We start from the raw sequence: 20,443 nt of genomic DNA, 5'->3' as shown, positions 1-20,443 counted from the left end.
AGTAGTAATTAAATGATAAGATTTATTCATCTTGCAGATGTACACCTGGGGGCAGTGCCGGATCGAGGCTGCCCGTGGAGTCGCGAGCGGGAAGAAGAAATCTGGGAAACTTTCCGCCGGGTGATTGCGACAATACGCAAGAGCCCGGTGGATTTGCTGTTTATAGCCGGAGATCTCTTTCATCGACAGCCTCTTCTAAGCGAACTGAGAGAGATAAATGACCTTTTTGGCACGATCAGTCAGACCAGAGTCTTTCTTATGGCCGGAGACAGCGATTATATGAGGAAGGATTCTTTCTACCGGACATTCAAATGGAATCAGAATGTATCATTTTTTGACGGAGAGAGCCATACCTGTATTGAGATTCCGGAGAAAAACGTCTATGTATATGGTCTGAGTTACGAACATAAGGAGATTCACGAAGCACTTTATGATGGCTGGAAGAAATCCGATAAAAGAGGATTTCACGTTCTGATGGCGCATGGTGGAGATACTGAGCATATCCCGATGGATTTCCGTAAACTGGCAGACGGTGGATTTGATTATATTGCACTTGGACATAAGCACCAGCAGCAGGCACCGTTCAAGGACTGGATGCTGTATTCCGGTGCGCTGGAGCCGATCGACAGGAATGACCTGGGAGAGCATGGATATATAGAAGGAACCTACGGTGAAGGTAAAGTAAGGACGCACTTCGTACCGTTTGCCAGCCGTTCTTACCAGAATCTTCTTCTGACAGTCAAAGAAGGTTCTACACAGCATACGTTGGAGGAAATGCTGCGTAACGAGATCATGAAGCGTGGCGGAAAAAATATCTACCGTATCATCATACAGGGAACCCGCTCCCCGGGAAGCCTTCTTCTCGCAGAACGCCTCAAAACAATGGGAAATATCGTGGAAGTTCTGGACGAGTCCCGTCCGGCATATGATCTTGAGAAACTGCACGAACAATATAAGGGAACCCTGATCGGGGACTATATCGAACAGTTTGCAGATAGCGGCAGCAGACCTGTCGTAGAGGACAAGGCACTTTATCACGGCCTGCAGTCCCTTTTGAATGCTTCTGTGCTTGTAAACGGGCGTGTTATGCAGGACGCAGAACAGAAGGATCTCGGACGCATTTTACAGATGCTCAAGATGTCCCGCAAGGGTTATCAGGTGCAGGTAGAACGCCGGAAGAAAGAGAATCTTGCTGAGAAACAGAAGATCCGTACCTCTATTGACCATATGAACAGGGAACTTCATGAACTGGAGGAAGAGAGAATTGAAATGCGCGCGCAGGAGGATTCTTTACGCAGACTGGATGGAGGTCACGGAGAGGGATTTTCGGAAGAACGTATTCAACAGCTGGAACGCAGAAATCAGATACAGGCAGCCGGAATCTGTGTAACATTGATTCTGTTTCTGGCAGGTGCACTCATTCTTGGCGTACATTTCAAAGAAACGATGCTGGCACTGGTAGCAGCCGCAGCCGGAATCTGCCTCGTGCTGCTGGAAGGCTTTTTCAATATGAAAACCATCCGTGAGCTTGAGAAGCGTCGGAGAGTCAAGAAGCGTTTCCTTGCGCGTCAGGACCGCTTACAGTCCGGCAAAGATGATCTCGATGAAGCAATCAAAGAAAAGGAGATCAGCCTGTCAAACCTGATGGAAGAGTACCAGGAAGTCGAAGACTATACATACCTTCCGATCGCAGAGGAGATAGAGATCGATTCCCTTAATCTGGCAATGTCCACGATCCAGAAGCTTGCAGGAGATCAGAACTAATATACTTATAAATTCAAATACCCCGCAGAGAAGATGCAAGAAACATCCTCCCCGCGGGGTATTTATTATGGAAGAAAAAATGTAATCAGATATTATTTCTCGTCATACTGAGCCATATAATTGGACACGCAGCGCTTGATCCTGTCTGCCGGGTTCAGCAGGTGGCTGACAGACATATCATGGTTCAGAGTGTCGATGATCAGGGCGATATACTTACTCATATCACAGCTGATGTAGTATGGCTTCGCAAGAAGTTCCGGAGTCTGATAGATCAGGTTGGTGGTCAGAAGCTTATCAAAGATTCCGTTTCTTGCAGCATCGTCAAACTTCTCAAGTCCGTCTGTAAAGAAGCCGAAGGTTGTGCAGATATAGATCCTGCCTGCACCACGTTTCTTGAGGAGAGATGCGATCTCAAGGATACTGTATCCGGAGGAGATCATATCGTCGATCAGGATAACGTCCTTGCCCTCGAGCTTCGGTCCAAGAAACTCGTAAGCTGCGATCGGATGACGGCCGTTTACCTTGCGGGTGTAGTCCAGTCTGCGGTAGTACATACCCATGTCAACACCGAGGACGTTGGCAAGGTAGATCGCTCTTCTCATACTTCCTTCATCCGGGCTGATGATCATGAAATGGTCATTGTCGATATGAAGTCCCTCTTCGTTCTTAAGAAGAGCCTTAATGAACTGATAAGCCGGCTGGATGGTCTCAAAACCATGAAGCGGAGTAGCATTCTGTACACGCGCATCATGTGCGTCAAAAGTGATGATGTTCTCTACGCCCATTCCGGTCAGTTCCTGGAGTGCAGATGCACAGTCCAGAGATTCACGGCCAGTACGTTTGCTCTGGCGGCTCTCATAAAGGTACGGCATGATGACATTGACACGGCGTGCTTTGCCGCCGATCGCTGCAATCACACGTTTCAGATCCTGAAAATGGTCGTCCGGAGACATCAGGTTGGTGAATCCGCTGATACGGTAAGTCAGGCTGTAGTTGGTTACATCTACCATAAGATAGATATCATCACCACGAACAGATTCATTGACCTCACCCTTACCTTCACCGGAGCCAAAACGAGGAGTTTTGACATCGACAATGTAAGAATCGCGCTGATATCCTTCAAATGCGAAGGACTGCATTTCTGCGTGGTCTCTTTCGTTTCTCCATTTAACAAGCCATTCATTGACCTTTTCGCCAAGGGGACGACAGCTTTCCAGAGGGATGAGTCCCAGTCTTCCTACTGGAAGTGTAGTCAGTTCCTTGTTGTTTAACTGTGCCATCTTTATTTTCCTCCTAAAAATATTTTCTGTATTCGGATGTCTTTGCCGATCAGTTTCAACATCTGATAGTTGCTCGCGATCCGGGAAAAAGTTCTCTCGGAATACGTGGCTGAGAAATCCTCAAGCGTCAGATTCGTTGAAATGACCGTGGATTTACGCCGGGCAATACGCTCGTTGATGCACAAAAATAACTGCGAGGACACAAAGCTGTTGGTCAGCTCCGTACCCAGATCATCAATGATCAGTAGATCACAGTCCAGGATAAAATTTTCGCCGGGGTCGGTTTCGGATTTTCTGGAAAAAGCTGTCTGAGCCATGCTGTCAAACAGATCAAACGCAGAAAAATACAAAACACAGTGAGAACTCTCCAGAAGTGCATTGGCGATACAGTGGGAAAGAAAAGTCTTGCCTACACCGGTGCTGCCATAGAAAAACAGATTCTGGAAGCGGGAGTCAAAATCCTGCACAAAGTTCCAGGCGGTATCGTAAGCCCGCTGTGCTGTCTGGCGGGCAGTTAATCCTGTTGCTTCATTTTTTATTGTATCAGAATACCAGTCAAAAGAAAAGTGCTCAAAATTTTCTTTTTTGAGAATCTCTGTAAGATTTGACTGTGTATAAAGAAGCTCGATCTCTGCTTTTTTGAAACAGGCGCATTTGCGGTGGCCGTTAGTATATCCTGTATCCTGACATTCACGGCAGAAATAATGCGGTTTCAGGTAATCCGCAGGAAACCCGTTTGCCTTGAGAAGAGAGATCCGCTCATTGGCAAGCGCAGCAACCTCCTCGCGCAGTTCCTCGATGGAAGCCGGCTGTCCGAGAAGCAATGCACGGGCCTTACGGGCACTCAAAGACGCGACTTCCTGGTCGATTTCCAGGAGTCTGGGAACTCGTGTATACGCTTCTTTGCGCCGCTCCTCGAGGGCACGCTGGACCTCTGACTGACGGCGGCTATATTCTCTCATGATGGTATCATATTGAAAATTCTGTAAAGCCACGCTTTCCTCCTTATGTGTAAAACCAGAAAGCTTACTGATTCAGCAGATGCTTCTCATATTCGCTGAAATCATATTCTCTCTGTTCGAAATTGTTAAAACGGTTATTGGAAGCAGGTGCGGCCGGTTTCCTGGAGGCAGCCTTCTTGCTCTGGCGGCGTTTCTGGTGCTCATCATCCAGAGAACGGATGTCGTCGAGAGTTTTGACTTCTTTCTTCTTCCAGCCCTCGAGGATCTTGTCCGTGTACTGGAAACTTGCCTGTCCGGTCTGGAGAACGGTACGGTTACATGCCTCCTGGATGATCTCCATGGAAAAACAATACGTCTTGAGCCAGGTATCCATAAGCGTGATCTCTGTCTCAACCGGGTTACGGTTCGTGATCCCCAGCGCCTTGAGAATCGTAAAATATTCCTTATTATAACGTGAATTGGAACGCTTCGCCTGCTCGACAGTAGTGATGCCTTCCTCAGCCCAGGCAATGGCAACCTTCTCAATGTAACGGATGCTCTTGTGATTGTGGCTGACGCAGTATTCAAGAAGATACTCGATCAGATCCGCGCTTAAGCCAAGCCCGTCATAAAAGAAGAGCAGCTTCTGGCTCTCCGTAGGGGAGAGCGTCTTGCCGAGGTACTGCTCTGCGATATAAAGGATCTGGATGATCTCCTCATTCTGCTTCAGCTCGCGGATACGCTCAGGGGTCAGTTCCTGCTTCTTGTCAGAAGAAGCTTTGCCAGTGGGAACAGAAGGTTCCACAGCGGCGGAAGGAGCTGATGCAGCCTGAATGGCCGGCTGTTCTACGGTGGAAACGGTCTCCACAGAAGCAGAGACAGAAGACGCATTCTCCGTATGTTTATCCGGAGAGAGCAGTGCAATCCCGCAGAGTTTATCACTGTCTGTGAAATCAAGGACAAGGAGCTCCTGCTTTGCCCAGTATTTCAGCGCACGGAGGATGTCCCTCTCTGTGCACAGCAGACGGTCTGCCATCTGCTCCAGACTGAAAGAAACCGGAGCATTGGAGAGTGAACGCAAAAGATAGATATACACTTTGACGAATTCCCCGTTTGCCTCCGGCATATAATTGTCGATAAATGTGTTCGATAAGATCGTGACCTCCGTCATGGAGGAGTTTTGTAAGGTGATCATTGCCATGAAATATCGCTCACTTTCCAAGAAAAAATTCCGGTTAAATGCCGCCGAAACAGCGGCAGTCTGGAACAATTGGATTATAGCACAACCTTTTTCAAAAGAGAATAGGGTATTTTTCGGTAAAAGATTTCCACACTAAAATGTGGATAATGTGGATAATGTGGAAAGTGAAATCGGGATAAAATTATCTGCAACCATGATAAATGTCGATAAAACGTGCAAATCAGCGCATTTTTGCAGGTTTCCACATACACTTATGTAAACACTCCAGGGTAATAAAAATCCACATGCTATACACCGTCCAAAATGTGTATAAGCATGTGGATAATGTGGATAACTTACTTGCCGAGGAGCTGTTCTCCAATATTTACAACGTCTCCGGCCCCCATAGTTATCAACAGGTCACCCTGTGTACAATTTTCAAGCAAAAAGTTCTCGATTTCGTCGAAAGTCGGGAAATATTCGCACGGAGTACCGATCTCAGAGATCAGTTCCTGCAGGTTTGCGGAGGAAATTCCGAGGTTATCAGTCTCTCTGGCTGCATAAATATCAGCAAGAACGACATGATCTGCCAGGGAAAGAGCCTTGGCAAATTCCGGAAGCAGAGCCTTGGTACGTGTATAAGTATGCGGCTGGAAAACACACCAGATCTTTTTGTGTGGATAATTCTTTGCTGCATGGAGAGTTGCCTCGATCTCTGTCGGATGATGTGCATAATCATCGATGATCGTAACGCCGCCGATTTGTCCCTTGTACTGGAAACGGCGGTCTGTTCCTGTGAAGTCCTTAAGTCCCTCAAAGATCACTTCGTTGGAAAGTTCCAGAAGCTGTCCGCAGGCGATGGATGCCAGCGCATTGGAAACATTGTGGATTCCCGGAACGCGGAGAGTGCAGGTTCCGATCGGCTCACCGTTATGGAGTACGCGGAAAGTGGCATGTCCGAATTCATCGTATGTGATATTGTCGGCTGTGTAGTCGGCTTCTTTCTCAAGACTGTAGGTGATGACTTTGCATGGAAGATCCTTCGCGATCTCCTCGTATTTCGGAGTATCTGCGTTGATGATGAGTGCACCGTCTGCCGGAAGAAGTTCTGCAAACTTACGGAAAGAATGACGGATGTCATCGATATCCTTGAAGAAATCCAGATGATCCGCATCCATGTTCAGGATGATGCTGATCTTCGGGAAAAAGCTCAGGAAGCTGTTGGTGTACTCGCAGGCTTCGGTGAGGAAAGTCTCTGACTGACCGACACGGATATTTCCGCCGATCGCCGGAAGGATACCGCCGACACTGATGGTCGGGTCGCATTCACCTTTGAGCAGAATGTGGGAGATCATGGAAGTTGTGGTAGTCTTGCCATGAGTTCCAGATACTGCGATCGGGGTGTCGTAATTGCGCATGATCTGTCCGAGAAGCTGCGCTCTGGTGAGCATCGGGATGCCTTTCTCCTTTGCACAGGCGAATTCCGGGTTGTCCGGATGGATGGCTGCTGTGTAAACAACAACGTCAACAGAGTCCTTGATGTTGGAAGCACGCTGTCCGTAGTAGAGGGTAGCCCCTTTTTCCTCGAGAAGAGTGGTCAGCGGGCTTTTCTTCGCGTCAGAGCCGGAGATGGTGAATCCCTCTTCCAGAAGGACCTCAGCCAGTCCGCTCATGCTGATTCCGCCAATACCAATGAAATGGATGGCGATCGGTTTATGAAAGTCTATCTGATACATAATGATAATCTCCTTAATTTATTAACTGTGAAAATACGAAACAGTTACGCTAATATTATACCCCTTGAGGGTGGAAATGAAAAGTCTAAGTTTGATGGATGAAAAAATATACAATAAAATGTCGAAAAATTGTGCAAAACTCACATAAAAAGTAATGTGATGTTTTTTTGTAACACAAAAAACGTGTGCAATAAATATAAAAAACACAAAGTTTGCACAAAAAAATTGTAAATAATGTTCACTAATCTTGATGAGTATGGTATAATTAAAAAATCAAACAAAACAAGAGGTGAGTGCATGATTAAGAAAGAGATGATCGCCATGCTGCTGGCTGGCGGTCAGGGCAGCAGACTTGGAGTATTGACAGCTAAGGTAGCGAAACCAGCGGTCGCCTTTGGGGGAAAATATCGTATCATTGATTTTCCGCTGAGTAACTGTATTAATTCAGGCATTGACACAGTGGGCGTTTTGACGCAGTATCAGCCATTGCGTCTGAATACACATATCGGAATCGGAATCCCGTGGGATCTGGACAGGAATGAGGGCGGTGTGACCGTATTGCCTCCATATGAGAGGAGCGACAACAGCGAATGGTACACCGGAACAGCAAATGCGATTTTCCAGAATCTCGATTACATGGAGCAGTATAATCCGGATTATGTGCTGATTCTTTCCGGCGACCACATCTACAAGATGGACTATGAGATCATGCTAAATTTCCACAAGGCAAACAAAGCGGATATCACAATTGCATGTATGCCTGTCCCTATGGAGGAAGCAAGCCGTTTCGGCATCATGGTGACTGACGAGACAGGACGTGTGAAGGAATTCGAGGAGAAACCGGAGAAGCCGAGCAGCAATCTGGCTTCTATGGGAATTTACATATTTAGCTGGCCTGTGCTGAAGGAGGCTCTGATCGCACTTAAGGCACAGAGCAACTGTGACTTTGGCAAGCATATCCTTCCTTATTGTAAGGACAAGGGGCAGAGACTTTTTGCCTACGAATACAGTGGATACTGGAAGGATGTTGGAACTCTGGGATCTTATTGGGAAGCCAATATGGAACTGATCGACATTGTTCCGGAGTTCAATCTTTATGAAGAATACTGGCGGATCTATACCAAGGGAGATATTATCCCGCCTCAGTATATCGCAGCGGATGCAGTGACAGACTGCTGTCTGATCGGCGAGGGCACGGAGATCTACGGAGAGGTCTATCATTCCGTCATCGGACCGAATGTCGTGATCGGCAAGGGAACGGTTGTGAAGGATTCCATCATTATGAGGAACACTATAATAGGAGAGAACTCCGTTCTGGACAAGGCGATCATAGCAGAGGATGTCACCGTTGGCGATAACGTTATCATTGGATGCGGAGAAGAGGCGAAGAACGTCCTCAAGCCTGCAGTTTATGCGTTCGGACTTGCTACGATCGGAGAGCAGAGCGTCATACCGGACAATGTTAAGATAGGAAGAAACACTGCAATTTCAGGAATTACTGCAGCGGAGGATTATCCGAACGGAATTCTTGAGAGTGGACAGGTGATCAAAGCAAAGGATGGTGAGCAGTCATGAAGGCAATCGGGATTATCCTTGCAGGCGGCAACAACAGCCGTATGCGGGAATTGTCGGACAAGAGAGCAATCGCAGCAATGCCGGTAGCCGGAAGTTACCGCAGTATAGATTTCGCACTGAGCAATATGGCAAATTCACACGTACAGAAAGTTGCCGTACTGACCCAGTACAACGCAAGATCCCTCAACGAACACTTAAGTTCTTCCAAATGGTGGGACTTCGGCCGTAAGCAGGGAGGACTTTTCGTATTTACCCCTACGATCACCAAGGACAACAGCCTGTGGTATCAGGGAACAGCAGATGCCATTTACCAGAACATTGATTTCCTCAAGAAAAGCCATGAGCCGTATGTTGTGATCGCATCCGGCGACTGCATCTACAAGATGGATTACAACAAGGTTCTGGATTTCCATATTTCGAAACGTGCAGACATCACTGTTGTATGTACGACATGTAAGGACCAGAGTGAAGTAGAGCGTTTTGGCGTGGTCCGCATGAATGATGAATGCAGGATCGAAGAATTCGAAGAGAAACCGATCGTATCCAATTACAATACGATCTCTACCGGTATTTATGTCATCAGGCGCCGCCAGCTGATCGAGCTTCTGGAGCGCGCTGCCCAGGAAGGCAGACATGATTTTGTAAATGATATCCTTATCCGTTACAAAAACCTCAAACGAATTTACGGCTATAAGATAGATACATACTGGAGCAATATTTCCACTGCGGAAGCATATTATCGGACCAATATGGCATTCCTGCAGCCGGAGATCCGGAACTATTTCTTCAAACAGGAACCGGCAATCAAGACCAGGATCGACGACCTTCCACCGGCGAAGTACAATCCGGGAGCAGTCGTAAAGAACAGTCTTGTTGCAAGCGGATGCATCATCAATGGTACAGTTGAGAATTCTGTGCTGTTCAAGGATGTTTACGTAGGCAACAACTGTGTGATCAGGAATTCCGTGATCCTCAATGATGTTTATCTGGGCGATAATGTCCGGATCGAGAACAGCATCGTTGAGAGCCGAGATACGATTAGGGCAGATTCCTGTTACACCGGTGAGGACGGCAAGGTTCGTATCATTGTAGAAAAGAATGAAAGGTACGCATTATAATCAGGTCGCTGGTAATGGTGGCAGATAAATACAGAATCAAACTGTGCGTATGAAAAATGAAAGGGGCAGCAAACAAATGAATATTACAGATGTACGTGTGAGAAAGATTGCAAAAGAAGGAAAGATGAAAGCGGTCGTTTCGATCACAATAGATGATGAATTTGTAGTACATGATATCAAGGTGATCGAGGGAGAAAAGGGATTGTTCATCGCAATGCCGAGCCGCAAGGCAAGTGACGGAGAATACCGTGATATCGCACATCCGATCAATTCGCAGACAAGAGACCATATCCAGTCTCTGATCCTGGAGAAATATCAGGAACTTCTGAATACGGAAGACGGAGAGGAACTGGAGGAAGCTGCGGCGGAATAACAGGTGCCAGTTGCACCAGCCTGTTGGGAGAGATCCCGGCGGGCTGTTTTTTTGTGCAGAATTGATGACAGATCTGCCTGGGGTGGTGCTGCGGAGAGAGTGGCGGACTGGTTTTACGGTGTAATTTTTTTGTAACAGATATAGTGGATATGCGGTAAAATCGGGGATTTTTATTTGAAATGTTACATGAATGTTACAAAAATTAAATAAAAGTGTTGATTTTATGAAAAAATGTGTTATACTAAGGATACAAAAAAGTTATGAGGTGTTTATATGAAAAGTAAGAAAGTTCTTTCACTGCTGATAACATGTGCAATGACTGCTTCTATGGGAACAACCGTATTCGCTTCTACAGAAGATCAGATAGCCGCAGCACAGGCTCAGAAGCAGGAAGCGCAGGTAGGACTTGACCAGGCACAGGCAAACATCAGTGGCCTGGAGAGCAAGAAACAGGAACTCGAATCCTACCTGTCAGAACTGAATTCACAATATAATGAACTGACAGAGAGCATTTCCCAGTTAAGCACACAGGCCGCTGAGAAAGAGGACGAGTTAAACAAAGTCAAGGTTGCACTCGCCAGTGCGAAGAAGGCAGCCATCAAGCAGAAGGAAGCAATGTCCGACCGTATCCAGTACATATATGAGCACGGCGGCACAACCATGTTTGAGGCACTGATCTCAGCAGGAAGTCTTTCCGAGCTCCTGAATCAGGCAAACAACATTTCCGAGCTGTCCAAATACGACAGAAACATGCTTGAGAAATACGAGGCAACACAGCAGAATATCGCCGATCAGCAGCAGAAGATCGAGGAGGAATCCGCTTCCATCAATACTATGCTCGCAGAGAAAGGCTCCAAGCAGCAGGAGGTTCAGAACCTTGTTGCTACAACAAGCGATAACATCAGCTCCTATGTAAATCAGATCAGCGCAAGTCAGGAAGAAGCGAATGCTCTGATGGCAGAGGTCAACAACGCAGACAATGATATCGCAGTCCTGATGGAGCAGGCTGAGCAGGAGCGTGCAGCTGAGGAAGCAGCGGCTCAGGCAGCAGCCGAGGCAGCGGCAGCAGAAGCTGCAAATGAGGAGGATTCTTACAGTGAGGATTCTTCTGATTACAGCGAGGATGCATCCAGTGACGAGGATTACTCTGAGGACGAGTCCTATGATGAGAGTGATGATTCCTACACAGAGGATAGTTCTTCTGACAGCTCCGATGATTATTCTGAGGATGATAATGTAGGAACTATCGATGATGACAGCCAGTATACAGATGAAACAGAGGATACTTCCAGTGATGATTCTTATACAGATGATTCCAGCGAGGATACAAGCTCTGACAGTTCTTCTGACAGCAGCGATACATCTTCCAGCGACAGCAGTTCTTCTTCTGACTCCAGTCAGGGAACTTACCTTGGAAACTTCAAGCTGACTGCTTACTGTAACTGTGCGATCTGCTGCGGAACAGCAGGAAACGCAACAGCCAGCGGAACCATGCCGGTAGCAGGACGTACCGTAGCCATGGCAGGCGTACCGTTCGGAACCAAACTTCTCATCAACGGCAACGTTTACACCGTAGAAGACCTTGGAACTCCATACGGACACGTAGATATCTACTGCAGCAGCCACAGCGAGGCACTGAGCTTCGGACTGCAGTATGCAGATGTTTACCAGCTTAACTAAATTCAATTATTAATGAATATAATAAAAAGCCTGTACCCCAGGACCACTTGTCGGTTGGATGAGTGGTGTGGGGCGCGGGCTTTTTTGATTTACAGGTACGGTGTACCGGGGATTTCGGGGTAGCTGCCCATGCCAATGAGGAGTTCGAGGCCGACCTGGCGGGCTTCGAGGACGGCGGCTTTGACAGCACTGGCATCGCCGGAGATACCGAGGATGACCTCATTGGAGTGGCTGGTGCCGATGCTTGGGGTCATGTAGCAGGCGATGTTGACGGCGGAAGCTTTCATTGCGGTGTCAGCCATGACGAGGCCGATCGCAGCAGGGGATCCTGCCATGAAGCCGAAAGCCTGTCCCGGTACAGCGTGGAAAGCTTTTTGCAGGGCTGCGCCTGCGCTGGCGGAAAATGTAAATTCAAGATGTCCGGAGTCGCTGATGTACAGCTCTCCGGCATTTTTTTTCGTGAGTTCAAGTGCGAGTTCGATCGCATGGCGTACATCGGAAACATCGTTACCGCCGATCACGATGTAGTTGCCGTGGCCGCCCCAGCCCTTGGTGTCTCTTGGAAATTCGATGGAGAGGACTTCGGTGTTGGTGGCTTTGACTGCATCGTCTATTGCGGTGATCTGACCGGCGGCTCCGGTCCGGGAGCTGAAGAGACCGAGGGTGTGGTATTTGGTGCTGATGTTCATGGTGGATAGTAAGGTGTCATCTATGCCGGAGATGACGAGGCCGATGGTGTCGAGGACGGTGGTGCCGACGAATTCGGTACGGGTGCAGTGGGTGCTGATGTTGTGTATATCTATCATAATGGGGTCTCCTTTTGCCCGCCGCTGGCGGGCGAGTTTTGTGTGTTAGTTATAATATACGATATATTATTGAGTCTGACAAGGGCTTTGAAAAGCCTTGCGAGGGGAGGGCACTCATAGTTGCGAAGGTCGTTCTCCCCTCGCGCTCCCCTCCTGACCACGCGGAGGGCTGTTTCGCTGGGCGCGAAAAGCGCTGGGGCTATTGACGGGGGTGGAGTGTGGGTATCGGCATGAGACTTTTGCTCAGTTTCTGCAGTTTGTCGGTGTGGGAAGTGAAACCGCCAGGGAAGATGCCTGCCGTATGGAGCATATCGTCAGCGAGGAGACAGTCCGGCAGGTTTGCAATTTTGTGAATTATGGAGAGACTTTTGAGAGAGTTTTGCGGTATACGGATCTGAGTTATCGGTATGCACCTGGAGACTATGTTTTTTTGATGGGGATTTATTATATGGAAAAAACGTATCCCCGCAGGTTCGCACGGGAATTTCATGATTTTTCTCAGAATATCAGGCTTCATGTCGAGGAAGGAAAAAGCTGGTTTGAGCTTGAGATCGATCCGGAGCCGGACAGTAATCTGGGCTGTCTCTGGTACAAAGATCAGCAAAAATGGATCCGTGCGGAACTGCATAAAGGGAAACCTGTCATTCCTTCTGATGTTTTTGAATTTTCAATTCAGAGACAGGACCCTGTTATCGAGGGAAATGCCCTGATCGCGTTTGCGAATGAGGACGAGGAACCGGTGGACTGGAACAGCAGGGAACTGGATGTTCATATATGGTAAGACTGGCTCGTTTTTTTACTGGAAAGGAATATACATAAACTATGAAAGATCTACTCCATCCTTCACTGCTTCAGATTAACTATCTGATGACTCTAGAAAAAATTGAAAAAAAGCGTGGCTGTGTGGGGACTGTTGCTGATATCTGTGGTGTGAGCCACGGTCCGGTAAGTCGTTTTTTTAAGGAATGTGTAAATTATGGGTATCTGACGGAACAGTATACTTTTACTGAGGCTGGCATCCGTGCACTCAGGATGTACGAGCGCATTCTGCAGTCCACGCAGTCTTATCTGACCCGTCTGGGAGTGAGCGAAGGATCCCGGCAGGAATCGCTTCGCCAGCTGATAGAAAATGTCGATTATGAACTTCTTCTGTCTATCACCAGAAGTGATACACAGGTAAAAAAAGATACTACGATCTCGCAGGAATCTTCTACGCCGAATTTCCTGGAAAAAGTCCTTGAAAAGGGAAATTATGAGGTGGGGATCGCGCTTCATCAGGTGAACCGTACCGGCGGCGGCCCACGCCTTTCCATGGCACATCAGGGGTTTGAGCATATTGCGGTGATCCGTAATAATAACCGGGGAAGCTGGCTCGAGCTTACGATCTGTCCGGTACATGGCATTTCCCGGATCGATGGCAAGGATATGACGGGGTGGCTTTCGTCCCTTAAGTATGAGAATCATGGGCAGCTGTGCGAAGTTGATCTTCGTGCGAATAAGGTGAGAATCCCGCTGAGCGCGTGTCGGTTTACGCGGAGCAGTCATGGGAATATTAAGGGAATGATCATGATCACGGTGACTTGTACTGCGGGGAAGGCGCATATGCCGGAGAGCACGGCGTTGCTAACCTTCTGGATGTGAGGGGAGAGTGCTTGTTTGGAGGTGGTGAGTTGGCTGAGAGTTATTTATTAAGATTTTTTTGTTGGCTTGAATCTACTTGATTGTGGTTTGGGCCATTTTTTTATGGGAATTTTGTGGATTCGGATACCAATAGAAATCAGATCTATACAAACCATCCCCAGTCCCAACCAACAATCTGCGTGTCCACAGGACACCCTACCCCATACAAAACCCAAGACTCAAGGAGCCACAGCGCAACCCAGAATCCCATTCATACGAAAATCTCCCGACCTGAAACACCAGGAGAATTTTTCAAAGGGCACCCCACACGACAAAATTTCCGTCCAACACCCAGCCCAGGGGTTGTCAGGGGACGGGCGACGTCCCTTGACGGTCTTCTTACGCCACCCAGGCGAAAAATCCCCCGGACAAAAGGCAAAAAATAAAAAAAGTAGAAACAAATATTTACCTAACTTTATAAAAAGTTTCGTTGACCAGAAATATAATTCCTGTTAAAATTAAGAACATAAAGTACTATAAACAAGGAGTTGATACAGAAAAAACTTCATCTGCACAGAGGACAAAAATTTTCTGAAACAAAAACCCAAAATTAAAAATACATTCCGATAATACTCTAAAAAAATACATTTCAAGCTGATAAAAAATTACATAAAACACACTGCAAAATTATTTTATCATTACGAATGGAGGACGTTATCGAAATGGGAACCACTGGTATAGCTCCAGATAATGAACTGGAACAGCGCTACATAAGATACAAAGACGTAATAAAAGAACTTACGATCATGAATGATATCTTCATGCGAAATGTACTGAAGAAACGCGAATGTGCAGAATATATTCTGCGTATCATAATGGAAATGAAGGACCTGCAGGTTGTGGATCACATTGTCCAGAAGGATTACAAGAATCTACAGGGCAGATCAGCAATTCTTGACTGCGTGGCAAAGGACGATAAAGATAAGAGATATAATGTAGAAATCCAGCAGGAATCAGAAGGCGCATCGCCGAAAAGAGCACGCTATCACAGCGGCCTGCTGGATATGAACACATTAAATCCGGGTCAGGATTATGAGGAGCTGCCGGAGAGTTACGTGATCTTTATCACACGAGATGACGTACCAGGAAAAGGTCTGCCGATTTATCATGCAGATCGGGTCATCGAAGAAACGGGAGATATGTTTGGAGATGGCGCACATATCATATATGTAAACTCCTCAATTCAGAACGAGGACACAGACCTGGGACGATTAATGCATGATCTGCATTGCAAGAACGCAGATGAAATGTATAGTGAAATCTTGTCAAAACGAGTATCAGAATTAAAAGAGACAGAAGGAGAGACGGGTAGTATGTGCGAAGCATTAGAAGAATTGATGAAAGAAATGCGTCAGGAGTGCGAAATAAACGAACGCAGAAAAACGGCAAAAGCTCTTTTTCAGAGGGGAATGTCAATAAAAGAAATCGCCGAAGTCATCAGCGAAAAAGAAGCCACCGTAGAGAGTTGGTTGGAGGCTGCCGGGCGGTGAGGAAGAAAATGTAGAAAGCTGGCTGGAGGCTGTCGGGCAGTAATGAAGAGAGCGTAGAAAGTCAGCAGCAGGTTGCCAGGTGGTAATATAAGTTGACTTTAACTAACCACATGTGTTAGCTTCATAGAAGGTGAGTTAGCGTAAAGTAACCATCCCGGCACCCACCCAGGCCGATGATACCGAAATAGCAAGGTTGCATCGATTTATGTACTTATTCTATTTCTCGATGCCTATTATGCCCGATATGTAAAGTTTACGTCATCGATTTATACGCTTGCGTGGCGTGCTGCATTATGTGGAACAGTACTGCAATCATTTTATTGCGTTTAAACTGCTGGCGATCACCCGGCAGCAGGGGTGTTTGCACTGGCGGCATATCTGGTTGTGGGCGTTGTGATCCCGCTCTGGAACGGCAGAAGAGGCGGCGGCAGCGGTATGAAATTCCGTACGGAATTTGGCAAACTGAACAGTTTTGTGCTGGATTCTCTGTATGGTCTGGACGAGACGATCCAGTACCAGCAGAGCGCGAAACGTGCGGATGAGATGCAGAAGAGGTCTGACGGACTGGCGGGGATGCAGAAGAAGTTGAGCGAGATGGAAGGAAGCCAGAGATCAGTGACGAATCTGGTGATCCTGATCGCGTCTTTCGGAATGCTGTTTTTGACGCTGAATCTGTATGGACAGGGCAGTATCGGATATGACGGAGTGCTGACCTGCACGATCGCCATGATGGGCTCCTTCGGCCCGGTTGTGGCACTGTCAAGCCTTTCCAATAACCTCAACCAGACGCTTGCAAGCGGGGAGAGAGTGCTGTCGATCCTTGAGGAGAAACCGCAGGTAGAGGAAGTTGAGGGCGAGTGGATGCCTGGTGCACAGGCGTGCAGGAATGTGACTGCTGATGTGCAGAGTGGTGCAGGGCAGAGGAAGTCTGCTTTGGTAGTGGATGGTTTAAAACGGGATGCTGCCAGTGCATCTGATGGAGTGGGAGTGTCTGCGAAGCAGGATGTTGGTAATGGTGCTGCAGGATGGACATTTTCTGGCGCAGATGCGGAGTATGTGACGTTTGCATATGATAATGAAGTGATTCTGGACGATTACTCACTGGATATTTCGGCAGGAAAGATCCTGGGGATCCACGGGGCGAGCGGTTCTGGTAAATTCACACTTCTCAAGCTGTTGATGCGTTTCTGGGATGTGAATTCCGGCGCGCTCCACGTAGACGGCGAAGACGTGCGAAAGATTCCTACAAAGCATCTCCGCGACATGGAAAGCTACGTGACACAGGAGACCCACCTGTTTCATGATTCCATAGCCAACAACATCGCGATCGGCAAGCCGGGTGCAACAAGAGAGGAGATCATGGAAGCCGCCCGCAAAGCGTCCATCCACGACTTCATCATGCGCCTTCCCAAAGGCTACGACACAGAAGCAGGCGAACTCGGAGACACCCTCTCTGGTGGCGAAAAACAGCGAATCGGCATCGCCCGCGCTTTCCTTCATGACAGTCCATTCCTTCTCATGGACGAACCGACCTCAAACCTCGATTCCCTGAACGAAGGCATCATCCTCAAATCCCTCAGAGAATCCGCAGAAGAGAAGACGGTGGTTCTTGTACCACACAGGAAATCCACTATGAATGTGGCAGATGTGGTATTTGAGATGAAAGATTTCGCCCCAATATAACGCTATCTCCGGCGCTCCTACCGCCGAAGAAATAATATCCCCGCCCCGCGGAGCCTCACCCCGCGGGCGGGGATATATTATTAGAGGAAGTAACGGGCAAAATGCCTCATTTTATAGGAGATCTTGACGACTGCCGCGATAATTTGCGAAACTCTCAAAGCATGTTTCTTGTAGTTCGAATAATACAAACAAAACACACGATACAATCACTTATATCCCAACAGAAAATTTTTTTAAATTTTTTCAAAAAACCTGTTGACAATTCCGATACCCTATAATATAATATGTCTTGCGTTGAACGACATAACAAATTTAAACAACGAAATAACGAAGTGTGGCTCAGTTTGGTAGAGCGCTGCGTTCGGGACGCAGAGGTCGCAGGTTCAAATCCTGTCACTTCGACTAACGATGAAGGAATTCCTTATTTTAAGGAGTTCCTTTTTACGTTGTCATAGAAAAACAAGAAATTCTCTCTCAAATCTTTATGTCGAAATTTGCGATGACAACAATATTCCGATCTTTGCGATGACAGCCAATACCTTTGCAAGCGACCGCAAAAACTGCCGCGATGCGGGAATGAACGGATATATCCCGAAACCTGTCAGCATCAAGGACATTACGGATACTTTGAACGGAAGTATACATCAGTTATAATTTTACAGAAATCATGAGGGACGAGCGATCGTCCCTTTTGTGAAGAAAAGAGGAAAAAATGGTTACAGATCTGACAAAGGAACATCCGGATAAAACGTTATGGCGTTTTTTGCTTCCGATGATGTTCAGTGTGGCTTTTCAACAGATATACAATATTGCGGACAGTATGATCGCGGGAAGATTTGCGGGAGAGGATGCGCTGGCTGCGGTTGGGGCGTCTTACCCGATCACTGTTATTTTTATGGCATTTGCTGTGGGAATGAACCTTGGGGCATCTGTGATCGTATCGAGACTGTTTGGAGCGGGTGACCGCAAAGGCGTGAAGCGTGCTGTTACGACGGCTTTTGCCTCATCACTGAGTCTAGCTGTGATTCTGACAGTGTATGGATATTTTTTCTGCCGCAATATGATGGAATGGATCCACACGCCACAGAATATCATGCAGGACGGTGTGCTATATCTTAAGATTTATGTGTTTGGACTGATCTTTCTGATGCTGTACAATGTCTGTACAGGGATTTTTACTGCACTTGGTGATTCCAGGACGCCGCTGTGGTTTCTGCTTGGATCATCGGCAGGAAATATTGTCCTGGATCTTCTGTTTGTGGCGAAACTTCACTGGGGCGTAGCCGGTGTTGCATGGGCGACATTTATTGCACAGGGGATTTCGGCGGTGCTGGCGCTTGTTACATTGCTGGTGAGACTGCAGAAGTTTGCAGGAACGGAAAGAGTGCCGCTGTTTGACAGGAAACTTTTTGTACAGATCCTTGCAATTGCGGTGCCGAGTATTCTGCAGCAGAGTGTTTTGAGCGTGGGTAACCTTTTTGTCCAGGATATCGTAAACAGATATGGGTCAGCAGTCGTTGCAGGATATTCCGGGGCGATCAAACTGAATACATTTGCGATCAATATTTTTATGACGCTTGGTTCCTGCCTTTCGAGTTATACGGCACAGAACATTGGCGCAGGAAAACAGGAGAGGATTCCGATGGGATTTCGGACAGGGCTGAAACTTTCGGAGCTGACAGCACTTCCGTTTGTAGTCCTTTATTTCGGACTCAGCCAGCAGATGATGGGACTTTTCCTGAATGCAGAAAGCTCAGCGGCGATCCATGCGGGTGTGATGTTTCTTCGGATCGTCTCGCCGTGGTATTTCATGATCGTGGTGAAACTTATGACAGATGGGATCATCCGTGGTTCCGGGGCAATGATCTACTTTGTCATCGCGACGATTCCGGACCTGATTCTTCGAATCGGATTTGCACTGATGCTTTCGCCCAGATTTGGAAGTACGGGAATCTGGATGGCGTGGCCGTTCGGGTGGATCGCAGCAACTGTATTGACGATTATTTTCTATCGGAAAGTAAAAAATGGATATGGAATGAGAAATGCCGCTGGTCAGAAATGACTGGCGGTGTTTTTTTGTTTGTGTATTGAGAAATTGTCGGTAGTGTTTCCGGGGATTCTATGGTGGGTCTGAGTGGGAAAATAAAAAGTACGAAATGGACTACATGAAAAGAAAACTTATGAGAAAGTGAAAAAACGGATCATATGAGATTTTTGAAAAATTCCCCGACATCGCAGTGCAAAATCTGTGAGAGTGCGAGCAGTTCACTGACTTTGATGTTCATACGGTTTGTTTCCAGCTTTGCGTAAGTGCTTTTGGAGATCGGGATTCCCATGAGATTCAGACGGGCGATCACCTGATCCTGTGTGAGCTTGTTCTGATAACGCATCTGCTGAATATTCCCGCCGATGTCCAGGTCCGGTCGTATTTTCTGCATATCGTCTTCCTCATAAATAAATTTCGCAATAAAGAAAGCTCTTATGCATTGATGATATAGACGAATTCTTTTATAATGTTTCGTAATAGGGAAACATTTGTCCTGAAACGGAAAAGACATAACATAAAAAACAACACGTCTGATCCGCAGGAAAAGAAGGAGTAAATATGGGGATAGAAAATGAATTGTCACAGATATGTGCAATGATCGAGAGCGGGAAACTTTGTTATGCGGATGCGGTGTATTATCTGAATCTGATGAGAAAAAAATATGGGATCTGGGAGAAAGAGTTTCGGCAGATTTATGATGTGTGGAGCCAGAAGGGGGAACTGAGCGGAGAACTGGATCGGCACAGAGACAGAGCAGAAGATGAAGCAGATGGATTGTATCAGAGAGTTCTGGACGGATTGTATGAGATGGTGGAACTGGGAGAAATAACGCTGGAAATGATGACGGAAAATCTGTGGGAGGATGCTTATGAAACAAAAAAAGATCCATGCAGAGGTTATGTCGGTTTTTATCCGGAGCTGCCGGGCTGCATCGGATATGGGAAAGATAAGGAGATGCTTCGTGAGAATATGAAGGAATCTCTGGAGAAATGGGTCCGCGCGGGATATGAGCAGTGGCGCGAGCGATGGATCATGGGTGGATGTGAGAAACTGGAAGGTCTATTTTGAAATGGGGGTTCATATACATAAG

General features: G+C 47.1%; 17 protein-coding genes and 1 tRNA gene. 12 read left to right on the top strand and 6 right to left on the bottom strand.

Translation table 11 applies throughout. From position 1 onward, the window contains the following. Positions 1–12 precede the first annotated feature (12 nt). Positions 13–1,764 (top strand): metallophosphoesterase family protein, encoded by a 1,752-nt coding sequence (locus tag DWX28_RS06020; protein WP_022213999.1) that lies wholly within the window; start codon positions 13–15, stop codon positions 1,762–1,764. Between the two features lie 92 nt (positions 1,765–1,856). On the opposite strand, the gene DWX28_RS06015 is transcribed toward DWX28_RS06020, so the two are convergent. From DWX28_RS06015 to murC, 4 genes are all read right to left on the bottom strand, one after another. After that, on the bottom strand, positions 1,857–3,044 hold the full coding sequence (locus DWX28_RS06015; RefSeq protein WP_022214000.1) for a ribose-phosphate pyrophosphokinase: 1,188 nt from the start codon (positions 3,042–3,044) through the stop codon (positions 1,857–1,859). 2 nt (positions 3,045–3,046) lie between these two features. Beyond that, positions 3,047–4,039: an ATP-binding protein gene (locus DWX28_RS06010; protein WP_118252144.1), complete on the bottom strand. Its 993-nt coding sequence runs from the start codon at positions 4,037–4,039 to the stop codon at positions 3,047–3,049. A gap of 31 nt (positions 4,040–4,070) precedes the next feature. Beyond that, positions 4,071–5,186: a DnaD domain protein gene (locus tag DWX28_RS06005; protein WP_022214002.1), complete on the bottom strand. Its 1,116-nt coding sequence runs from the start codon at positions 5,184–5,186 to the stop codon at positions 4,071–4,073. A 335-nt stretch (positions 5,187–5,521) separates the two neighbouring features. After that, on the bottom strand, positions 5,522–6,901 hold the full coding sequence (gene murC, locus DWX28_RS06000; protein WP_118252143.1) for a UDP-N-acetylmuramate--L-alanine ligase: 1,380 nt from the start codon (positions 6,899–6,901) through the stop codon (positions 5,522–5,524). Positions 6,902–7,198: 297 nt separating this feature from the next. Between murC and DWX28_RS05995 the strand changes: the two genes are divergently transcribed. The 4 genes from DWX28_RS05995 (at position 7,199) to DWX28_RS05980 (ending at position 11,647) form a co-directional block, all read left to right on the top strand. Beyond that, a complete protein-coding gene (locus DWX28_RS05995) occupies positions 7,199–8,476 on the top strand; it encodes a glucose-1-phosphate adenylyltransferase (protein ID WP_118252142.1) in 1,278 nt (425 codons plus the stop codon). Continuing rightward, positions 8,473–9,594, top strand: coding sequence for a glucose-1-phosphate adenylyltransferase subunit GlgD (gene glgD, locus DWX28_RS05990; protein ID WP_118252141.1), 1,122 nt, complete (start codon positions 8,473–8,475; stop codon positions 9,592–9,594). Before DWX28_RS05995 ends, glgD begins: the two co-directional genes overlap by 4 nt. 76 nt (positions 9,595–9,670) lie before the next feature. After that, positions 9,671–9,967, top strand: a complete 297-nt coding sequence (gene spoVG / locus DWX28_RS05985; protein WP_022214006.1) for a septation regulator SpoVG — start codon at positions 9,671–9,673, stop codon at positions 9,965–9,967. A 273-nt stretch (positions 9,968–10,240) separates the two neighbouring features. Continuing rightward, on the top strand, positions 10,241–11,647 hold the full coding sequence (locus DWX28_RS05980) for a PcsB-like coiled-coil domain-containing protein (protein WP_118252140.1): 1,407 nt from the start codon (positions 10,241–10,243) through the stop codon (positions 11,645–11,647). An 89-nt stretch (positions 11,648–11,736) separates the two neighbouring features. Here DWX28_RS05980 and pduB read toward each other — a convergent pair whose 3' ends face one another. Continuing rightward, positions 11,737–12,453 carry a microcompartment protein PduB gene (pduB, locus tag DWX28_RS05975; RefSeq protein WP_118252139.1) on the bottom strand — a complete coding sequence of 239 codons (717 nt, stop codon included), beginning with the start codon at positions 12,451–12,453 and terminating at the stop codon, positions 11,737–11,739. Between the two features lie 211 nt (positions 12,454–12,664). Here pduB and DWX28_RS05970 point away from each other — a divergent pair, with 211 nt between their 5' ends. From DWX28_RS05970 to DWX28_RS05935, 6 genes are all read left to right on the top strand, one after another. Beyond that, positions 12,665–13,234 (top strand): iron dependent repressor, metal binding and dimerization domain protein, encoded by a 570-nt coding sequence (locus tag DWX28_RS05970; RefSeq protein WP_199611800.1) that lies wholly within the window; start codon positions 12,665–12,667, stop codon positions 13,232–13,234. Positions 13,235–13,275: 41 nt separating this feature from the next. After that, positions 13,276–14,094 carry a hypothetical protein gene (locus tag DWX28_RS05965; protein WP_118252137.1) on the top strand — a complete coding sequence of 273 codons (819 nt, stop codon included), beginning with the start codon at positions 13,276–13,278 and terminating at the stop codon, positions 14,092–14,094. Between the two features lie 701 nt (positions 14,095–14,795). Beyond that, positions 14,796–15,623, top strand: a complete 828-nt coding sequence (locus tag DWX28_RS05960; protein ID WP_022214011.1) for a PD-(D/E)XK nuclease family transposase — start codon at positions 14,796–14,798, stop codon at positions 15,621–15,623. 357 nt (positions 15,624–15,980) lie between these two features. After that, entirely contained in the window at positions 15,981–17,306 is a 1,326-nt protein-coding gene (locus DWX28_RS19830) for an amino acid ABC transporter ATP-binding/permease protein (protein WP_243002356.1), read from the top strand. 328 nt (positions 17,307–17,634) lie between these two features. Beyond that, positions 17,635–17,708: transfer RNA gene (locus DWX28_RS05945), tRNA-Pro, on the top strand. Between the two features lie 310 nt (positions 17,709–18,018). After that, a complete protein-coding gene (locus tag DWX28_RS05935) occupies positions 18,019–19,368 on the top strand; it encodes an MATE family efflux transporter (RefSeq protein WP_118252135.1) in 1,350 nt (449 codons plus the stop codon). Positions 19,369–19,507: 139 nt separating this feature from the next. Here the strand turns inward: DWX28_RS05935 and DWX28_RS05930 are convergent, their stop codons facing one another. Further along, entirely contained in the window at positions 19,508–19,744 is a 237-nt protein-coding gene (locus tag DWX28_RS05930) for a helix-turn-helix domain-containing protein (RefSeq protein WP_022214014.1), read from the bottom strand. A 167-nt stretch (positions 19,745–19,911) separates the two neighbouring features. Here DWX28_RS05930 and DWX28_RS19345 point away from each other — a divergent pair, with 167 nt between their 5' ends. After that, positions 19,912–20,421, top strand: coding sequence for a type II toxin-antitoxin system HicB family antitoxin (locus DWX28_RS19345; protein ID WP_158565283.1), 510 nt, complete (start codon positions 19,912–19,914; stop codon positions 20,419–20,421). The last annotated feature ends 22 nt before the right edge of the window (positions 20,422–20,443 follow it).

Origin of the sequence: Blautia sp. AF19-10LB (assembly GCF_003461245.1) — a bacterium.
In the GTDB taxonomy this organism is placed as follows: Bacteria; Bacillota; Clostridia; order Lachnospirales; family Lachnospiraceae; genus Blautia_A; species Blautia_A intestinihominis.
The sequence above is the reverse complement of the archived record's forward strand: the minus strand, read 5'-3'. Positions and strand labels throughout refer to the sequence as shown.

What these genes read in the sequence shown, in the direction of transcription:
- DWX28_RS05930 (WP_022214014.1), bottom strand. Translation starts at nt 19,744, where the DNA reads ATGCAGAAAATACGACCGGACCTGGACATCGGCGGGAATATTCAGCAG.
- DWX28_RS05995 (WP_118252142.1), top strand. Translation starts at nt 7,199, where the DNA reads ATGATTAAGAAAGAGATGATCGCCATGCTGCTGGCTGGCGGTCAGGGC.
- DWX28_RS06015 (WP_022214000.1), bottom strand. Translation starts at nt 3,044, where the DNA reads ATGGCACAGTTAAACAACAAGGAACTGACTACACTTCCAGTAGGAAGA.
- DWX28_RS06005 (WP_022214002.1), bottom strand. Translation starts at nt 5,186, where the DNA reads ATGGCAATGATCACCTTACAAAACTCCTCCATGACGGAGGTCACGATC.
- DWX28_RS19345 (WP_158565283.1), top strand. Translation starts at nt 19,912, where the DNA reads ATGGGGATAGAAAATGAATTGTCACAGATATGTGCAATGATCGAGAGC.
- DWX28_RS05935 (WP_118252135.1), top strand. Translation starts at nt 18,019, where the DNA reads ATGGTTACAGATCTGACAAAGGAACATCCGGATAAAACGTTATGGCGT.
- pduB (WP_118252139.1), bottom strand. Translation starts at nt 12,453, where the DNA reads ATGATAGATATACACAACATCAGCACCCACTGCACCCGTACCGAATTC.
- DWX28_RS06020 (WP_022213999.1), top strand. Translation starts at nt 13, where the DNA reads ATGATAAGATTTATTCATCTTGCAGATGTACACCTGGGGGCAGTGCCG.
- DWX28_RS05980 (WP_118252140.1), top strand. Translation starts at nt 10,241, where the DNA reads ATGAAAAGTAAGAAAGTTCTTTCACTGCTGATAACATGTGCAATGACT.
- DWX28_RS05965 (WP_118252137.1), top strand. Translation starts at nt 13,276, where the DNA reads ATGAAAGATCTACTCCATCCTTCACTGCTTCAGATTAACTATCTGATG.
- DWX28_RS05960 (WP_022214011.1), top strand. Translation starts at nt 14,796, where the DNA reads ATGGGAACCACTGGTATAGCTCCAGATAATGAACTGGAACAGCGCTAC.
- glgD (WP_118252141.1), top strand. Translation starts at nt 8,473, where the DNA reads ATGAAGGCAATCGGGATTATCCTTGCAGGCGGCAACAACAGCCGTATG.
- spoVG (WP_022214006.1), top strand. Translation starts at nt 9,671, where the DNA reads ATGAATATTACAGATGTACGTGTGAGAAAGATTGCAAAAGAAGGAAAG.
- murC (WP_118252143.1), bottom strand. Translation starts at nt 6,901, where the DNA reads ATGTATCAGATAGACTTTCATAAACCGATCGCCATCCATTTCATTGGT.